This window comes from Pontibacter aquaedesilientis (assembly GCF_014773225.1).
GTDB classification, from domain to species: Bacteria; Bacteroidota; Bacteroidia; order Cytophagales; family Hymenobacteraceae; genus Pontibacter; species Pontibacter aquaedesilientis.
Genome location: NZ_JACXAJ010000002.1, coordinates 750,119 through 768,626, shown reverse-complemented (window position 1 = coordinate 768,626; position 18,508 = coordinate 750,119). Strand labels below are relative to the sequence as shown.

The following is an 18,508-nucleotide window of genomic DNA, read 5'->3' as shown; positions in this document are numbered from 1 at the left end:
TTGGGAGTACATTTATCCGGCATATACCTGCCAGGTTTTGGTTTAGCGGTTGGCATCCCTTAAACTTGCCGTGTCAAGTAAGTCTACCCGGATGGCCGCAAGCTCTACTCTCGAAAAAAAGCGCACGAATCTATTCCTGATCCTCAGTGGTGTTTTCCTGTCCAACGCCCTGCTGGCAGAGCTCATCGGTGTGAAAATATTTTCGGGGGAGGCATTGTTTGGGATGCCCGGCGCTCAGATTGGGATCATGGGCGAGAAGTTTGATTTCAACCTGACAGCAGGCGTCATCATCTGGCCGGTGGTGTTTGTAACAACAGACATCATCAACGAGTACTTCGGCAAAGAAGGCGTGAAAAAGGTCAGTGTGCTGACAGTGATCCTTATCCTCTATGCTTTTCTGGTCATCACGGTGGTGACGGGGCTTCCGCCAGCTGCATTCTGGCTAGAGCTCAACAACCAGGATGCGGACGGCAACCCATTCAACATTGACTTTGCCTTCAACTCCATTTATCGGCAAGGGCTTGGTATTATCATCGGGTCGGTGGCGGCTTTTCTAGTGTCGCAGTTTCTGGACGCCACGGTGTTTCATTGGCTGCGCGGTTTTACCGGCAGCAGCAAGATCTGGCTCCGGGCCACGGGCTCAACCCTGGTTTCGCAGCTGGTCGATAGCCTGGTGGTGCTGTTTATTGCCTTCTATGTGTTCGGCAACTGGCCACTGTCCCTGGTGCTTTCGGTAGCGGCCATCAACTACATCTACAAGTTCTTCATAGCCATCGTCTTAACGCCACTGCTATACCTGGCGCACTACCTCATCGACGGCTACCTGGGTCACCGTGTCGCTGAGAATATGATTGAAAAAGCCGCCACAAAGAGTCAGGAATAGCCTTTGTCATGAAATAAATTTGCATTTGAGAGAATCATTGATTTATCTTTGCGGCCTTGCAAAATAAAATGGCTGCACACTTAGCACATACACAAATCTTCATTACGGGGTACGTCCTACACGACCTCTAACAGTCCCTGCTTCCGCATTTGGGCCTGACCGGCCTGCCCTATACCTTATTTTTTACTGCTAATCACAAAAGGGACATCTATGTTCAGAGGCATCCTTTTGGTATTTCTCGGAGCGTGCAGCTTCGGCATACTATCAACGTTCGTAAAACTTGCCTATAAAGAAGGCTATACCTTGGGTGACGTTACCGGCACACAGGTCTTCTTTGGCTTTATCATCTTGTGGGGCATCGTGCTGCTGCGCCGGTTGCTCAGGCACCCAACCCCCGACACGACTGTCAAAGACAAGCTAAAGCTCATCGCCATGGGCACAAGCACGGGCCTGGTCAGTATTTTCTATTACAAGTGCGTACAGACTGTTCCGGCCTCCATCGCGATTCTGCTGCTGATGCAATTCACCTGGATGAGCCTTTTGCTGGAAGCAGTGCTGAAAAGCAAACTGCCAAAGCTATCGCAAGTAGTCATGGTGCTGTTGGTGCTGCTGGGGACTGCGCTGGCTGGCCGGCTTTTCTCTGACACAACACCTGATTTTGACTGGTCTGGAATTGGCTACGGACTGATGGCCGCTGCCTGTTACTCTGTGTTCCTGATGATAAACGGAGCCGCCGGCAATAACCTACACCCAACCACCAAAAGTGCCCTGCTGCTGACTGGTGCCACGATCCTGGTGTTTAGCATATTCCCACCGGTGTTCCTCACAAACGGCGCCCTGGGTGACGGGCTTATGAAATGGGGATTGCTGCTTGCCGTTTTTGGTACGGTTATACCTCCCTTGTTTTTTGCATATGGTATACCTCGCGCGGGCTTGGGGTTGAGCGCTATCCTTAGTTCGGCAGAACTGCCAGTGGCTGTGCTCATGTCTTATTTGGTGCTGCGGGAGGACGTGTGGCTGGAGCAATGGCTGGGCGTAGCGCTTATTTTGACCGCCATTGCCTGGAGTAACCTGGGCACTTTGTACCGAAAACGATATCCGAAGAAACTGGCAACAGCCTAATGATACTGTAATTTTTTTTCACCTATAACCAAGAGACAGGCCTATGATGTAATTACTTTTTGAACAATAAGATTTGATTTTTTTTGAATGGCTAGGTGTTTGCTTTTGAGTTTAGCGCCTGGTCATTGTTTTTTATACCCACTCCTTCCTCCATTCATCCCTCTCCACCACAAGTATAGCACAATTTTACATTCCTATCAGTGCAATTTGAAGAAGCCGTCGGATATAACTAACCCAGTTGAGTATACCACGTATCTCCCAATCTAACTGGCAATCTTGCAGCTTACACAAGGTATAGCCAGCCAAGTTTTACACAATAAATTCTACCCATTTTAGTTAACCAGGAAATGGGAAGCGCTTATCCAGTTTGGCTATAGCCGAAAAACTGGTCTGCTTTCTGATAGGTTCATTCTGACAACAAAGCCCTCTACATGAAAACAATACTTGCATTTTTTATCCTATTTCCGGTGACGCTCTGCCTGTCTGATGTGCAGGCTCAGTCCGGCAGAAGCTACGAGGAGTGGCTTCAGGAATCGGCAAATGGGCAAAAATCCGTTGCCAAAACATCCAGCCCGAACAAGGCAAAAGCACCTGCAGCCAAGTCAGACGATACATCTCCTACAGCTTCGCCGGTTATGGCTGCGCCGACAGGATTTTTCAAAGGGACCCTGCCCTATGCCGATTGTCAAGGTATACAGACGGAGCTAACCCTAAATGAGGGCGCTGGCCGCACTTATTCCATGAAACAGATTTACCTGGGCAAACCAGCCGATAAAGGTGTGGTTACCAGCGGTGGAAAGTGGTTCCTGGCCAAAGGCAACAAGCAGGACCCGGACGCGGTAGTGCTGCAACTTATTCCGACGGCGGGCAATATAGACCCCATGTATTTCCTGCAGGTAAGCGATAGTGAAGTGAAGCTGCTGGATCGGCAGCAGGCTGAAATAAAGAGCCACCTCAATTACTCCCTGAAGAAACAGTAGCGCACAGGTATAGAATTGTGCTCGCTTGGGTAGGCGTGTTTCCAGCATTTTACGTTATTTTGCAGCTGTAAACATTATCCCAACTATGGCACGATATCTTACGGGCATTCAAAGTACAGGCCGTCCGCACCTGGGCAACCTGCTGGGTGCCATTATACCTGCAATCGAACTATCTAAATCATCGGAGGAGCAAGCCCTCTTTTTTATAGCTGACCTGCACTCGCTCACCACTATTCGCGACCCGCAGCTGCTGCGCCACAACACCTACTCGGTGGCGGCTGCCTGGCTCGCTTTTGGCTTCGACACCGACAAGCACGTCCTATACCGCCAGTCTGATGTACCCATGGTGACTGAACTGAGCTGGTACCTCAACTGCTTCGCTCCTTTCCCGATGTTGGCCAACGCACACTCGTTCAAGGACAAGTCGAGCCGCCGTGGATTGGCAGACGTAAATGCCGGCCTGTTCACTTACCCGGTGCTGATGGCAGCCGATATCCTGATGTATGACGCCAACATCGTACCGGTGGGCAAAGACCAGATCCAGCACTTGGAGATCACCCGCGATATTGCCAGTTCTTTTAACCACATCTATGGTGACACCTTTGTGCTGCCAGACGCTAAAACCGACGAAACCGTGATGACGGTGCCCGGTACAAATGGGGAGAAGATGAGTAAATCCTACGGCAACATCATCGATATATTTGAGGCTGATAAACCCCTCCGCAAAACGATCATGAGCATTGTGACGGACAGCACGCCATTGGAAGAGCCGAAAGATCCGGACGATGACACCACTTTCAAAATATACAGCCTGCTGGCCTCCCCGGAGGAGATACTGGCGATGCGCAATAATTACCTGAATGGTGGTTACGGTTACGGCCATGCCAAACAGGCGCTTTATGAGCTCATCCTACGGAAGTATGCCAAAGAGCGGGAGCTGTTCAATCACTACATGGAAAACCTGAAAGAGGTAGACAGAAAGCTGCTGGCAGGTGCCGAAAAAGCAAAAGCAATAGCAGCTCCGGTGTTGGCACGGGTTCGCCAGAAGCTAGGTTACTAACTTCAAAAGCCCATCCGGGCAACACACAGGACGGACAATTAATGGTAGCCGTCCTGTGTGTTATAATGCGCGGCTCAGGTGTAAGCCCCAATGGGTGAGCAGTCTTAAAATGAATCTTTGATGAAAATTAAATTGATTGCCATTGGCAAAACAGACGAAGCCTACCTGGAAGAAGGGATAGACAAATACCTGAAGCGTTTAAAGCATTACCATCCGGTAGAAGTGATCGTTATACCTAACATAAAACAGGGCGGAAAATATATGGCTGATAACCTGAAAGAGGCCGAGGGTAAGTTAATTCTTCAGAAGGTGCAGGACGGTGACCACCTCGTTTTGCTGGATGAAAAAGGCAAGACTTTCACTTCGACTGAGTATGCCAACTTCCTGCAAAAGAAACTCAACAGCGTGAACTCGAATCTGATCTTTGTGATTGGTGGTGCTTTTGGCTTCTCCCCTGCTGTGTATGCACGTGCCAATGAGCAGATCTCCCTTTCCAAAATGACCTTCTCGCACCAGATGATCAGGCTGTTTTTTGTAGAGCAGCTATACCGTGGGTTTACGATTCTGAGGGGTGAGAAGTATCATCATGATTAAGCGTGTGCCCTAGCCTATTGTAAATTCATAGAGCATCAATTCTTCTTTGTCGTTGGGTATCTGCACCATTTTACTGAAAGTCAGGCCCAATTTTTCCAGAAGTTTTTGTGAAGCTGTGTTCCCTCGGCTTGTAATCGCACTGATCCGGGTTATACCGAATACTTCCAGCGCAGCACGTTTTATTTCGCTGGCAGCCTCAAAGGCATAGCCTTTCTGTTCGTATTCGGGCATAAAAGCAAAACCGATATCTATACCTTCCAGTCCTTCTCTGTCATACAAACCACAGACACCCATCTTCTCCCTATCCGACTTTCTGATCACAGTATAATTCGAATAGCCAAGGCGCTGTAGTTGAGGTATCATCCTTGTTTGGATGTAGGACCGGGCATCCGCTTCGGACCTTACGTTTCTGTCGCCAATATACTGTAGCCATTTCGGAGAGTTCAGCAAAGCCAGTATAAGGGGGGCGTCTTCTTCTGTTGTGGGTTTAAGCAGTAGGCGCTCTGTTTCAAAAGATTTGTACGTGCTCAATTCAGATGCTTTAAGGGATGTAGTGTGTATTAATGGAACTATACCTGGTTCAGTGGTCTACTTTAGATGAATCAAATCTTATTCACACACATAAACTACTCTACTCTAAAAGATAGACGATGTAATCATACCCCGTCTGAGAGGACATGGGAGCATAATATTTAATTTGGGCCTTAGATTCTTCTGCTAAGGTGTATTTAAAGCTATCTATGATCAGCTCTTTGTTAGTTTCATTGTAAGTATAGGAAACAGTTGTAGTAGCAGGTTCATTATTCACACATTTGTTTGCGCCCTGGTTGATTGTTAACGCTTTGTTCGCACCGAATCTGAAAGTATCGTCCTTTTGGCAATTTTGCACAGCATAGTACAGAATGCGTCCAGCAGGATTTGTAGCAGGATTTTTGTCAACCATTCCTCTTTTCCATTCCTTGGACAATAAAATGCTGGCGGGCCCATTTTCATCTTCCTTTGCACAGGAACTAAAAATTAATATAAATAACAACACACTTAACAGTGTTAACTTTTGTTTCTTCATGGTTTAATTGTTTATCTACTCTCGGCTAAATTCAGGAATCTAAATTTACAGCAAAACCCTTGTTTTACTCATAGATTTCGGTTTGTACATAGTGCGTTTATGCACGATAGCTGGTGTTGTGCTTTCGTACTTTTTCCTTGTTCTCCAGTACTTCCATTAATCGCTGGTTTAGGTAGAGTTTTTCTTTTCCTACCTTGGTTGCCCTTAAAAAACCTTCATGCTCAAGCGCTATTAGGTAATTCCCCACAGTCTTTGGTGTTCCCATGTTCGCGTTGATCAGAAACTGGCGTTTAGTATAGGGCAGTCTGAACAAGATTTCTATCAGCTCTTTAGAGTAAACTTTGGGCAGTTTCTCCTTAATTTCTTCCGAGGTGGCCTCCATAACGGCCATGATCTCCTCTAGTTTTTTAAGTCCGCTGGTAGCTGTTTTTTCGATCATGTCCAGCATGTAGAGTATCCAGCCCTCCCAGTCTCCGGCTTCCGTAACGGCTCTCAGCTTCTGGTAGTAAGCCGCCTTATGATGAATGATATACTCACTTAAGTATAGCGCGGGCACATCCAACAGTTTTTCCATTTTCAGGTAGAGTAAAAGCAGGATTCTCCCTGTACGTCCGTTGCCATCTATGAACGGGTGTATCGCCTCGAATTGGTAGTGCATGATGGCCATTTTGATGAGCGGGTCCAAGGTGCTTTCCTCGTTAATGAAGCGCTCTAGGTTGGCCAGTTTCTCGCGAATTACTGCTTCCCCCGCCGGTGGCGTGTAGATTACTTCACCCTGCGTGTTGGATAAGGTGGTGCCCGGTGTGGCTCTGATTCCCGAGGTGTTCTGCTTGATGCATTGCATGAACTCTACACAGAGGTTTGTTGTGATGAAGGGCCGCTCTTCGAGCTTTTCCAGGCCGTACCACAAAGCCTCTTTGTAGCTTATCACCTCTTTTGCTGCTGTAGATTCATACTTCTTTTCGGCAACGACCGCTTTATAGAGATCATCGTTGGTGGTGATAATGTTCTCTATTTCAGAGCTTGCCTTGGCCTCCTGCAAATGGATGGTGTCCAGGAAAAGGCTTGGGTTGGGTAGGTTGATGATTGCGCCGTTCAACTGCGCTAAGGCCCTGCTTGCCTTAATGGTCTTTCGCATAACCTCCTTTGTTTCCAAGTCTATCTCCGGAGGAAGCAGAGGCAAATCATTATAAGGTTTTTCTCTGTGAAATGGAGCCATAACGAGGGTAAACTTTACGCTTGTTTTAAAAACAAAGGTAAAAATAGTAATTTATTACACTTGTTGTCTATTCAGAGGTATATATTACTACTGTGTGTTCATTTCATATATTGCATGAAGTACAACGGATTTGCTAAACGTTGGCCGAGGCTAATGTTCAGGTTTTGTTAGCGTATCTGTGTTTTTCTACTTCTTTTTCAAATTCAGTTTTAAATTTCTTTTCGACACTTCTGTCCGCAAACCAATGAAAAGGTGATATTAAGTCATAGCGTAAAAAAGTGGTAGAGTTGATTAATACCTCTTTTGAATCGTAAATAACAGTAACTTCTCTGCCATAATGTGTTGAATACCGACTCCATTTCGGGAAAAAGACATTTAATATTCGACTCCTTCGGCTATTTATCCAATCAAGCTTTTTGCTAACTTTCTCCGATAAGAGATGATTTTGCTCGGCTGTCAAACCGTGAATTAAGTAGAGTTTATTGGATGTCAGTATGCTGTATAACATACCACAACTTAGTATTACCGAAAGGAAGAAAAGAACTTCAACGATCGGATCCGCCCGAAAAGCATTGAAGTACATCGAACCAAGAATTGTTGGAAATGCCAAAACCCAAGTTGTCAATAAGAAATATTGCGATAACAATTCGACCATTGAAATTTTCCTTTTCAGTCTTCTTGTCGCTTTTGATCTTTGAATGTCAATCTGGTATTTCATTTTTTTCAATATACTACAACGGATTGGTGTAGACGATGTGCAAGGCTTTCAGCCGAAGCATGAAGTATACGCAGGGTTGTACCACGTTTCTTCTACTCCTTTATAAAGCCATCTTCTATCATCAATTTGTTTGCCTTATTTAAATCCTGTTTACTTTGAGGGAGGTCAATGTAGTATGGCAATTTTCTGCTCTCTGTACTCAATTCAATAAGTTTATCGTTAATTAAGCTGTTAATCATTTGTATAATTGTAGAATCTAACTCTTCTGGTATAGGCTGTTTCTTGCCATATTTTGAAGCCATATCGTAGACAAACTCACTTACAGTTTTTTGTCCGTCTGCTTCTAAATATATTAGTTGAGGCCAAGGATCCATAGTTATCATTCTTGGAGCATTATTATCTACAACATGTATCATGTCTTGATTTAGCCAATCCCATCTTGCCAGCCTAACAAAATACACATCTTTAATTCCTGAGTTTTTTAACTCGTTGAAAGGCGGTAATTCGCGTTCTTTTTTCTTAAATAAACCAAACATGTTCTATGATTAAAATGTGGCACAACTACCTCGAAAGCGTGAACATACTGTTATTGGCACAATGTGCGGAGTAGTGAGTACCCGTTTTACCAAGCTCTTTCCACAGTGTGCAATATGTGGTATGCTCCCCTAGCATATTATAAAGCTAATATAGAGAATTCCTATAAATTATCAAGCGGAGTAACTATGCTATCTGCCGAATGGCTGTTAATTGGGTATAGGACCTTAATTCTTGCTTTAATCCTTCATGATAATAAGCTTTTGCTGAAGGTGTCGGTTTTCAAATTTTCGAGATACAGGATCTAGTTGTATATTATTAGTTTCATGAAACGTTTATAAACGGAACTATACGTTTCAAAAAAAGGAGGCCAAATTTAACTCTAGGTAAAACAAAAAAGCCGCACCCACTCTTCTACATAAGAGCAAGTGCGGCTTTTAAATCAGCAGGGAAAAACCTACCAACGTTTACTGTTTATTGTTAACTGTTCACTGTAAAAGCTTATTCCGCTTTCCAGAGTTCGCGTTCCTGGTCGCCGATCAGCACCACGAAGCGGGCAGGGTTGGCAGTTAGTACCAGGCGCATTTCTACTCCCGGAAACTCGTCTGACTCTACCCATACACCTTCGCGCTCCCCATCCGGCGTCACATGGTCACCATTCAAGGAGTTAGGCACATAGGCAGTTGGCAGCAGGATGTCGGCGTCGGAGCGAAGCTTGCCGTGCACCTGTTCCAAGGCGTCTTCCAGGTAGTCACCGTACTCCTCGTTAAAATCGTCCTCCAGGTCGTGGAGTTCTTCTTCCATATCGTCGTAGCGCTCGTCGTTATAGTCAAGCGCATTCAGCTCTTCTTTCTTCTGGATGATAGCCACCAGCGAACTGTTCAGTGCATTTGCGTTCATAGCGTCGTTGTGTTTTTTACAAAGTTGGAAACATGCCGTAGCAATTGCAAATATTACATCTGATAATTTATACCTATACCCTGAAGGTTTTGATAAACGTTTAAAAGCTGTATTTTTACACTAAACATTTCTTAAACCATACCTATACCTATGGCAACAGATATTCTGCCGCTAAACGGCACCGACCATATTGAGTTTTATGTGGGCAACGCCAAGCAGGCCGCTCACTTCTACCAGACAGCTTTCGGCTTCAAACTCGTAGCTTACGCAGGTCCTGAAACAGGTGTGCGTGACCGCGCGTCTTATGTTGTGCAACAGGAGAAGGTGCGCTTCGTACTGACCACTTCCCTTGATCCCGAGTCTGATATATCGAAGCATGTGCAGCTGCATGGCGATGGCGTAAAAGTGTTGGCCCTGTGGGTAGACGATGCCGAGGAAGCTTTCCGGGGTACAGTAGCGCGGGGCGCTCGTCCGGCAATGGAGCCCAAGACCCTCACCGACGAGCACGGCGAAGTGAGAATGGCTTCGATCCATACCTATGGCGATACCATCCATACCTTTGTGGAGCGTAAAAACTACAACGGTGTGTTCATGCCTGGCTTCGTGCCGCGCCAGAGCCAGCTCGAAGTAGAGCCTGTTGGCCTGAAATATGTAGACCACTGCGTAGGCAATGTGGAGCTGGGTAAGATGAACGAGTGGGTAAAGTTTTATGAAGATGTAATGGGCTTCAAGCTGCTGCTCACCTTCGACGACAAAGACATCAGCACCGAGTATACCGCCCTGATGTCGAAGGTAGTTTCGAATGGCAACGGATACATCAAATTCCCGATAAACGAACCGGCCGAGGGCAAGAAAAAGTCACAGATAGACGAGTACCTGCAGTTCTACCGGGGTGCCGGCGTACAGCACATTGCCGTAGCCACCAACGACATCCTGCATACGGTGTCGGAGTTGCGCCGTCGCGGAGTAGAGTTCCTGTATGTGCCGGAAACTTACTACGAAGACCTGATCGAGCGTATCGGCCACATCGACGAAGACATGGCTGACCTGCGCAAACTCAACATTCTGGTAGACCGCGACGACGAGGGATACCTGCTGCAGATTTTCACGAAACCAGTAGAGGACAGACCGACTGTATTCTACGAAATCATCCAGCGCAAAGGAGCCAAGTCATTCGGCAAAGGAAACTTCAAAGCCCTGTTCGAAGCCATTGAGCGTGAGCAGGAGCTGCGTGGTAACCTTTAATCCACAATGGCAGTATAGCCCGGTGTAATACGGAGCTAAATCTATCTATTTTGATATTCCTATATCACACCAGTTCTCAAAGCCGCCATGCGGCAAACAAAGGGCTGGTGTGATTTTTTGTGGGTTCGGAGGGGCAAAGATTTAGTGAATGAGTGGTTTAGTGGTTAAGTGAATTGTGGTAATTTGTCAGAATCAGGATTTTGAGGATTTAAAAGGATACACAGGATTTTCACAGACGACTATACACACCCCTGCCCCTCTCAAGAGGGGAATCTGGCCATTACTAATTTGTAAGTATGAGCTTTGCCGTTTCTGCAATATAGACCACATATACCACTGGCACGCATTGCCAGGTAACTCGCACGGAAGCCACGAAGGCATAGCACTAGCCATGTGCACCAAATGACACTCCACTGTTTGAGCGTTCAGCGAGTTTGGAGGGTCTTGACTTTTTTGCTTACTTTTTGTGTCAAGACAAAAAGTGAGTGCCCGCCGCACAGGCGAAGCAATGAAACAAATCAGGTCACTATACCTGCAATAGCTAAAACTGGGCCAGAGGCCCCACTATACTAGTCACGAGTGAGGACGCTCGCGCCATAAATACTATAAGACATTACTATCAACATTAAAATACATTACCCTAAAAGACTATGATCGAACCAGCAATACAGCAGAAAATAAACGCCTGGCTTGGCGGAAACTACGACGAGGCGACCAAATCTGAGATAAACGGCTTACTGGAGCGCGACGAGCATGAAGCACTGGCTGACGCTTTTTACAAGGACCTGGAGTTTGGCACCGGTGGCCTGCGTGGCATCATGGGTGCGGGCAGCAACCGCATGAACCGCTATACCTTGGGAATGGCAACACAGGGCCTTTGCAACTACCTCAAACAAAACTTCCCGGGTGAGCGCGTTAAAGTGGCCATCGCCCACGACTGCCGCAACAATTCGGATGTATTTGCCCGCATCGCCGCCGATATCTTCTCTGCCAACGACATGGAGGTATACCTGTTTGAAGCACTTCGCCCAACGCCAGAGTTATCATTTGCCATCCGTCACTTAGGCTGCCACAGTGGCGTTGTGGTGACTGCCTCGCATAATCCAAAGGAATACAACGGCTACAAGGTATACTGGAACGACGGTGCCCAGGTAACTGCACCACACGACAAAAACATCATTGCTGAGGTTAACAAAATCACCTCGATTGATGAAGTAAAGTTTGAGCCGAAGCCCGGCAATGTGCACCTGCTCGGGTCCGAAATGGATGAGGCTTATATGGCTAAAGTACAGAGCCTTTCTATTTCGCAAAAGGCTATTCGCAACCAGCATGACTTGAAGATCGTGTTCTCTTCCATACACGGTACAGGTATAACACTGGTGCCGGAAGTGCTCAAGCGCTTTGGCTTCACCAATGTGCATGTGGTAGAAGAGCAGGCTACCCCGGATGGCAATTTCCCGACGGTGGTATACCCGAACCCGGAAGAAAAGGAGGCCATGACATTGGCCCTGAACAAAGCCAGGGAAATTGATGCCGACCTGGTGATGGCCACCGACCCGGACTCAGACCGTGTAGGTATAGCCGTAAAAAACCTGGAAGGCCAGTTTGAGCTGCTCAACGGTAACCAGACAGGTGCTTTGCTGATGAACTATCTGCTGCTGGCCTGGCAAAAAGCCGGCAAGCTGACGGGCAAGGAGTTCATTGTCAAGACCATCGTCACCACCGACCTGATCAAGGATATTGCAGACAGCTATAACGTAACCATGTACGAAACCCTGACCGGCTTTAAGTACATCGCGGAGAAAATCCGTGAACTGGAAGGCCAGGAAACCTACATCGGAGGTGGTGAGGAAAGCTATGGTTACATGATTGGTGACTTTGTGCGCGACAAAGATGCCATCTCGGCCTGTGCCCTGATCGCTGAAATGGCCGCCGTGGCGAAAGACAGAGGACAGAGCCTGTTCGAAATGCTGGTGGAGATCTATACCCAACATGGTTTCTACAAAGAGGAACTGGTGTCCTTTACCAAGAAAGGCCAGCGCGGTGCCGAAGAGATTCAGCAAATGATGGCCGATATGCGCGCCAACCCTCCGCAGCTGATCGCTGGTTCTAAAGTGGTAGAGGTAAGCGACTTTAAGCACAGCACACGCAAAAATCTGGTAACGGGCGAAGAGACTAAACTGGACCTGGAGAGCTCTAACGTGCTCCAGTACATGACCGAAGACGGCAGCAAGATTTCAGCACGACCATCCGGCACTGAACCCAAGATCAAGTTCTACATCAGCGTAAACGAGCCATTGGCTTCTAAAGAGGACTTTGATGACGTTGATCAAAAGCTGAATCAGAAAATCGAACAGATTTTAGTGGACTTAAAACTAAAGTAAGGGTTACTGTTTATTGATTACTGATTATTGTAAAATGGCTGAATCGTTGGTGGGTATACCTGCTGGCGGTTTAGCCATTTTTTATAAATAGAAAAGCCGCTGGCGTCGAAGCACAGCGGCTAATCATCCTTTGGCTTAGGATCTTTATAACACAAAATATCCCTAGATCTTGCGTCTAATGTCTATTATCTAAAATCTTAGAACGGCGGCTCTTCGTCGAAATTAGAAGAAGGGAAACCACCCCCACCGTTGCTGCCATCGTTCATACGGCTACCTAATCTAATCGCGCCTGGCGTCTCAGTATCGAAGGTGCTGTTTGGCAAAGCATTGAAGCCACCCATGCTGTCCCCTCCGAAATCTGAGTCCAAGTTAGTGAATTTGGTATACTTTCCAATAAACTTCAATTGAACATTTTCAAGAGAACCGTTACGGTGCTTGGCAATAATCACCTCTCCTACCCCAGCAGTCGGGTTGCCCATTTCGTCTTCGGTTATACCGTAGTACTCCGGACGATACAGGAAAAGCACCATGTCAGCGTCCTGCTCAATGGAGCCGGATTCACGAAGGTCAGACAGCTGAGGACGCTTGTCACCGCCACGGGTCTCCACGGCACGGCTCAGCTGGGACAGTGCAATTACTGGTACGTTCAGTTCTTTGGCCAGCATCTTCATCGCCCGCGAAATGGATGCAATTTCCTGTTCACGGTTACCGCCACCCTTGCCTTCGGCGTTGCCGCTCATCAGCTGCAGGTAGTCAATGATCACCATCTGGATGTCGTACTGTGCCTTCAGTCGGCGACACTTGGTACGGAGCTCACGGATGGAAAGACCCGGCGTATCGTCGATGAAGATCGGTGCTTCGGTTAGTTTTGAGATCTTATGGTTGAGCTGTGCCCACTCATAATCCTCCAGACTACCTTTCTTGATTTTCTCAGAGTCCAGTTCAGCCTCCGATGAAATCAAACGATTCACCAGCTGCAGCGAGGACATCTCGAGTGAGAAGATCGCTACGCCTTTCTTGAAATCCACGGCCGCGTTGCGCAGGCAGGAAAGCACGAAGGCCGTCTTACCCATCGCGGGACGTGCCGCCAGGATGATCAAATCCGATTTCTGCCAGCCGGAAGTCACGCGGTCCAGCGCCGTCATGCCGCTTGGCACTCCGGTCAGGCCATCGGTTTGCTTGCGTTTCTCCTCCAGTTCCTTGATGGCGGCATGCATCAAAGAGCGCATATCATCAAAGTTCTTGCGGATGTTGGATTCCGATACTTCGTATAGTTTAGCCTCCGTTCTATCGAGCAGCTCAAACACATCGGTGGTATCTTCAAAAGCACTGGAAAGCACTTCAGAGGAAATTGAGATCAGGTCGCGTTTGATTGAGTTTTCCGTGATGATACGGGCATGGTACTCAATGTTGGCCGCTGAGTTTACGCGGGTAGTCAGTTGTGTCACATAGTAAGCGCCTCCCGCCAACTCCAGCTCACCATTTTCACGCAACTCGTGTGTTACAGTCAATATATCGATCGGCTCCGACTTATCGAACAAACCGATAATCGCTTTAAATATGCGTTGGTGCGCCTCTTTGTAAAAAGAGCTTGGGCGCAGAATGTCGATCACTGTGGTAAGCGCATCCTTCTCCAACATCAGAGCGCCTAGCACGGCCTCCTCCAAATCTAGTGCCTGCGGCGGTTTTTTACCCAACTCTGCCACAGCAGGGGCTTTCTTGCTCCAGTTGCTACGGTTGCCAGTTGGCCGCACGTTCATTTTCATCTCCTCCATACCACAAATTTAAAAAGTAAGCCGCCCAAGTAATCCACAAATTACGGAAGATATCCACATATTAGCGTATAGCTATTTACATTTAATGAAGGAATGATAAATTTGTCGGTTCGCTAAATGGATAGCACGGAATATGGAGAGAACGGAATTCAAACGTATCCACCTGATTGCATTGGGTGGCAGCATCATGCACAACCTGGCCCTGGCCTTGCATGACCAGGGTATAAAAGTGACTGGTTCGGACGATGAAATCTATGAGCCGGCCAAAAGCCGATTAGCAGCTGCAGGTATACTGCCAGCTGAGGAGGGTTGGTTTCCTGAAAAACTGGACGACAGACCTGATGCGGTGATACTGGGCATGCACGCCCGACCGGATAACCCCGAGTTGCAGCGTGCGCACGAACTGGCTATACCTGTTTACTCGTTTCCAGAGTTCATTTACGAACTCAGCAAAAACAAGCAGCGCATCGTGATTGGGGGTAGCCATGGCAAAACCTCTATCACATCCATCATCATGCACGTACTGCAGCATGGTGGCCGTCTGTTCGACTACGCCGTTGGGGCACAGCTCGAAGGCTTTGACCGCATGGTTAAACTTACAGAGGAGGCGCCAATCATTATCATCGAAGGAGACGAATACCTCTCCGACCCTATCAAACGCATTCCGAAATTCCACCTTTATCACCACCACATCGGGGTGATCAGCGGTATCAGCTGGGACCACATCAACGTATTCCCGACACCGGAGCTATACCGTGAGCAGTTCCGCATATTTGCTGAATTGACGCCCAAAGCTGGCGCACTCATTTTCAACCAGGATGATGAACAGGTGCAGTTGGTCGCCGTACCACGCAATCCGGCTGACATCAACTACATCGGCTATACCGTGCATCCGCATAGTATCCGAAACGGCAAGACCATCCTGCACACCAAAAAAGAGGGCGATGTGGAGATACAGCTGTTCGGGGAACACAACCTGCGCAACATCAGCGCTGCCAAAGAGGTGTGTAAAAAGCTGGGTGTCAAGGCGCATGATTTCTATGAGGCACTCAAAACTTTTAAAGGAGCAGCCAAGCGATTGGAGCGACTCGGTGAAAGCGACAGTACCGTTATTTTCCGCGACTTTGCCCATGCGCCATCAAAAGTAAAGGCCACTACAGAGGCAGTAAAAGCCCAATACCCGCAACGCAAGCTGGTAGCCTGTGTGGAGCTCCATACCTTTAGCAGCCTCAATAAAAGCTTCCTGCCACAATATGCCGGTGCGCTGGACAGTGCCGACCTGCCTATTGTGTTCTTCAGCCCGAAAACCATTGCCAACAAACGCATGGAAATGCTGACGGCCGAGGATTTGAAAGCAGCTTTTCAAAACCCGCACCTGCAGGTCTTTACCGACTCTGCCGCCTTACAGCAGCACCTGGTAGACATGAACTGGCAAAATGCAAACCTGCTGCTGATGAGCTCAGGCACTTACGAAAACATTGACCTGGAGACGCTGAAGAAGGCGGTTCTGTAAACCATACCTATATGAAATTGAATCTGAAGCGCCCCATCGTTTTCTTTGACCTCGAAACAACCGGTACTGATATCTGCAAAGATCGCATTGTGGAGATCAGCGTGTTGAAGGTAAAGCCTGACGGGGAGGAAATCCTAAAAACGCGCCGAATCAACCCGACCATCCCAATCCCGCTGGAGTCGAGCCTGATCCATAAAATTTATGATGAGGACGTAAAGGATAGCCCTACTTTTAACCAAATAGCTCGCAACCTGCACCAGTTCATGGAAGGCTGTGACCTGGGTGGTTATAACCTGGTGCGTTTCGACATCCCTTTGCTGGCCGAGGAGTTTCTACGGGTAGGGATAGATTTCGACATTGATAACCGCAACATAGTGGACGCCTGCCGCATATTCCATATGATGGAGAAGCGCACACTCTCTGCTGCCTACAAATACTACTGTGACAAATCGCTCGAGAATGCCCACAGCGCCGAGGCCGACACAGTGGCGACTTACCACATCCTGAAGGCGCAACTTGAGCGCTACGAAAACACCGTGGTAGAAGTAGCGGAAGGTATAGAGGAGACACCAATACAGAACGATATGGCCCAGCTGCACAAATTCACATTTGAGAAGTCAGCTGACCTGGCAGGACGCATTGTGTACAACAACGCCGGCCAAGAGGTGTTTAATTTCGGTAAATACAAGAATGTACCCGTAGAAGATGTCCTCACCAAAGAACCAAGCTACTATGACTGGATGATGAAGGGTGACTTCCCACTGTATACTAAGAAAATCCTGACTCGCATCCGTCTTCGTAACATGCAGAGCAGTGTGTCCTAAATCAGGGTTCAACATCAGCTAAGTTCTTATACCTAAGCTAAAAAGAGAGGGCTGCCAAAATTGGCAGCCCTCTCTTTTTAGCTTAGGCTGTGTGTCCTTGTGCTTAGAAATCCTGTCTGTTCCTGTTCAGCCTCACTCCCTGTAACAGTGTATTGCTTTGCTGCACTTTATGTGTGCAGTTATACCCTGCAGCACGGACTGAGCACTGGCAACCTACAATCTTGTTATCGGCAAAAGTGAAATAACAGAAGTCGCAGCCAGCGTTGGCCTCGCACATGTGCTTCATCGATTGACTGCTCAGGTATAGGCTGTTGTCAGACGCCACATCCAGTTCAAGGGCCATCGACCGGAACGATCCGTTGCGTATACCTAACCCTACCAAATAGTAGGAGGCCGGAAGCTCCTTGTTATCCTGCACTTTGCGGATCATGACTCTATCTACCACCGTGCCATTGCCAAACTCCCTGATAAAAGGCTGCATCAGTTCCTGCTTCGGCACGATGTAGTCCACGCTATCAAATACCACTTGCGCTACCAACTGTCCATCGTATTTTGGGCCTGCGTCTGCATCCAGTGGCTCTTCCTCACTTTCCTCGGGGAAGGCCTCGCGGCGGGTACAGCCGGCAGCAACGAGCAAGATCAATGTCAGGGCCAGCGACAGTCGCAGGCAGGCCAGCACTATGTGTCGGCTGATAGCAAAGGGGGATGTAGTCATGTAGGATTCAGGTTTGTTGGATTATTTCTTGTAATACTGAAGCGCTTCCGGCATGTATCTCTGCAGGTTAGCTCGACGTGTGCCGGCGCTTGGGTGCGTACTCAGGAACTCAGGTGGGGACTGGCCCCCAGCTTTGGCCTCCATGCGTTCCCAAAATGCGATTGAAGCCTGAGGATCATAACCTGCCATGGCCATAAAGATAAGCCCTAGGCGGTCAGCTTCGCTTTCCTGGTCACGGCCATACTTTAAAACCCCAAGTCCGGAGCTCACACCATAGGCTGTCATCAGCAACTGCTGCGCTACGCCGGGCTGCGTACCCGCTAAGGCTGACAGCGTCTGCCCTCCAAACTGTTGTGCCAGCTGGAGACTCATGCGTTCGTTACCGTGCTTGGCAATGGCGTGGGCAATCTCATGCCCCATCACGACGGCGAGGCCTGTCTCGTTCTGGGCAATGGGCAGTATACCTGTGTAGGTAACCGTTTTACCTCCGGCCATTGCCCAGGCGTTCACCTGGGCATCTTCAATCAGGTTGTGCTCCCACTGGAAACCCTGCAACTGATCCGACATGTTGTTAGCTGCCATGTACTGCTCCACAGCGCGCTGAATACGCTGTCCAGTGCGTTTCACCATGGCCGTGGCCTGTGCGTCCCGCGAAATCTTATTCTCTTTCAGGAATTGGTTGTAGGCGTCATAACTCATTTGCTGCATTTGCGCGTCTGACACAAGGTTTAGCTGTCTGCGGCCAGTAATGGGCACTGTCGTACAGGCTACCATCATGACTACCGCTATCGAAAAGGCGATTAACTTCTTGTACATAGTTTTTAAATTTTAGTGACTCTCAAAAAGGTGGTTTCAAATTTTGAACCAATTTTTAAAAGCCAGGTATGCATGGATCGTTTGATATTATAAAATTACTATACTTTGAATGATAATCAAAGCCCTTGCGCGGCACGATGCCAGCACCTCGATTATCCGC

General features: G+C 47.9%; 18 protein-coding genes. 9 read left to right on the top strand and 9 right to left on the bottom strand.

What is annotated here, in order from left to right; genetic code table 11:
* The first annotated feature begins 91 nt into the window (after positions 1-91).
* The 5 genes from H9Q13_RS08365 (at position 92) to rlmH (ending at position 4,639) form a co-directional block, all read left to right on the top strand.
* Entirely contained in the window at positions 92-883 is a 792-nt protein-coding gene (locus H9Q13_RS08365; protein WP_191183372.1) for a queuosine precursor transporter, read from the top strand.
* A gap of 210 nt (positions 884-1,093) precedes the next feature.
* Entirely contained in the window at positions 1,094-2,005 is a 912-nt protein-coding gene (locus H9Q13_RS08360) for an EamA family transporter (protein WP_191183296.1), read from the top strand.
* Between the two features lie 431 nt (positions 2,006-2,436).
* Positions 2,437-2,985: a copper resistance protein NlpE gene (locus H9Q13_RS08355; RefSeq protein ID WP_191183295.1), complete on the top strand. Its 549-nt coding sequence runs from the start codon at positions 2,437-2,439 to the stop codon at positions 2,983-2,985.
* Between the two features lie 85 nt (positions 2,986-3,070).
* Positions 3,071-4,045, top strand: coding sequence for a tryptophan--tRNA ligase (gene trpS / locus H9Q13_RS08350; protein WP_191183294.1), 975 nt, complete (start codon positions 3,071-3,073; stop codon positions 4,043-4,045).
* Between the two features lie 120 nt (positions 4,046-4,165).
* Complete coding sequence (rlmH, locus tag H9Q13_RS08345) at positions 4,166-4,639, top strand: 23S rRNA (pseudouridine(1915)-N(3))-methyltransferase RlmH (RefSeq protein ID WP_191183293.1); 474 nt, start codon at positions 4,166-4,168, stop codon at positions 4,637-4,639.
* Positions 4,640-4,648: 9 nt separating this feature from the next.
* Here the strand turns inward: rlmH and H9Q13_RS08340 are convergent, their stop codons facing one another.
* From H9Q13_RS08340 to H9Q13_RS08315, 6 genes are all read right to left on the bottom strand, one after another.
* Positions 4,649-5,170 carry a GNAT family N-acetyltransferase gene (locus tag H9Q13_RS08340; RefSeq protein WP_191183292.1) on the bottom strand — a complete coding sequence of 174 codons (522 nt, stop codon included), beginning with the start codon at positions 5,168-5,170 and terminating at the stop codon, positions 4,649-4,651.
* Positions 5,171-5,270: 100 nt separating this feature from the next.
* The gene (locus tag H9Q13_RS08335; RefSeq protein ID WP_191183291.1) at positions 5,271-5,705 is read right to left on the bottom strand and encodes a hypothetical protein; all 435 of its coding nucleotides are present in this window, start codon (positions 5,703-5,705) and stop codon (positions 5,271-5,273) included.
* A gap of 97 nt (positions 5,706-5,802) precedes the next feature.
* Positions 5,803-6,843: a Fic family protein gene (locus H9Q13_RS08330; RefSeq protein WP_224744153.1), complete on the bottom strand. Its 1,041-nt coding sequence runs from the start codon at positions 6,841-6,843 to the stop codon at positions 5,803-5,805.
* 238 nt (positions 6,844-7,081) lie between these two features.
* The gene (locus tag H9Q13_RS08325) at positions 7,082-7,642 is read right to left on the bottom strand and encodes a hypothetical protein (protein ID WP_191183289.1); all 561 of its coding nucleotides are present in this window, start codon (positions 7,640-7,642) and stop codon (positions 7,082-7,084) included.
* A 92-nt stretch (positions 7,643-7,734) separates the two neighbouring features.
* The gene (locus tag H9Q13_RS08320) at positions 7,735-8,178 is read right to left on the bottom strand and encodes a hypothetical protein (protein ID WP_191183288.1); all 444 of its coding nucleotides are present in this window, start codon (positions 8,176-8,178) and stop codon (positions 7,735-7,737) included.
* 499 nt (positions 8,179-8,677) lie between these two features.
* Positions 8,678-9,076: a hypothetical protein gene (locus H9Q13_RS08315; protein WP_191183287.1), complete on the bottom strand. Its 399-nt coding sequence runs from the start codon at positions 9,074-9,076 to the stop codon at positions 8,678-8,680.
* Between the two features lie 150 nt (positions 9,077-9,226).
* Between H9Q13_RS08315 and hppD the strand changes: the two genes are divergently transcribed.
* A complete protein-coding gene (hppD, locus tag H9Q13_RS08310) occupies positions 9,227-10,321 on the top strand; it encodes a 4-hydroxyphenylpyruvate dioxygenase (protein WP_191183286.1) in 1,095 nt (364 codons plus the stop codon).
* Positions 10,322-10,971: 650 nt separating this feature from the next.
* The gene (locus H9Q13_RS08305) at positions 10,972-12,705 is read left to right on the top strand and encodes a phospho-sugar mutase (RefSeq protein ID WP_191183285.1); all 1,734 of its coding nucleotides are present in this window, start codon (positions 10,972-10,974) and stop codon (positions 12,703-12,705) included.
* 197 nt (positions 12,706-12,902) lie between these two features.
* On the opposite strand, the gene dnaB is transcribed toward H9Q13_RS08305, so the two are convergent.
* The gene (gene dnaB / locus H9Q13_RS08300) at positions 12,903-14,480 is read right to left on the bottom strand and encodes a replicative DNA helicase (RefSeq protein ID WP_191183284.1); all 1,578 of its coding nucleotides are present in this window, start codon (positions 14,478-14,480) and stop codon (positions 12,903-12,905) included.
* Positions 14,481-14,613: 133 nt separating this feature from the next.
* Between dnaB and H9Q13_RS08295 the strand changes: the two genes are divergently transcribed.
* Both H9Q13_RS08295 and H9Q13_RS08290 read left to right on the top strand, forming a co-directional pair.
* Positions 14,614-15,993: a UDP-N-acetylmuramate--L-alanine ligase gene (locus H9Q13_RS08295; protein WP_191183283.1), complete on the top strand. Its 1,380-nt coding sequence runs from the start codon at positions 14,614-14,616 to the stop codon at positions 15,991-15,993.
* Between the two features lie 11 nt (positions 15,994-16,004).
* Complete coding sequence (locus H9Q13_RS08290; RefSeq protein WP_191183282.1) at positions 16,005-16,817, top strand: 3'-5' exonuclease; 813 nt, start codon at positions 16,005-16,007, stop codon at positions 16,815-16,817.
* Positions 16,818-16,920: 103 nt separating this feature from the next.
* Here H9Q13_RS08290 and H9Q13_RS08285 read toward each other — a convergent pair whose 3' ends face one another.
* Positions 16,921-17,532, bottom strand: a complete 612-nt coding sequence (locus tag H9Q13_RS08285; protein WP_191183281.1) for a hypothetical protein — start codon at positions 17,530-17,532, stop codon at positions 16,921-16,923.
* Positions 17,533-17,553: 21 nt separating this feature from the next.
* A complete protein-coding gene (locus H9Q13_RS08280) occupies positions 17,554-18,348 on the bottom strand; it encodes a M48 family metallopeptidase (protein ID WP_191183280.1) in 795 nt (264 codons plus the stop codon).
* Positions 18,349-18,508 lie beyond the last annotated feature (160 nt).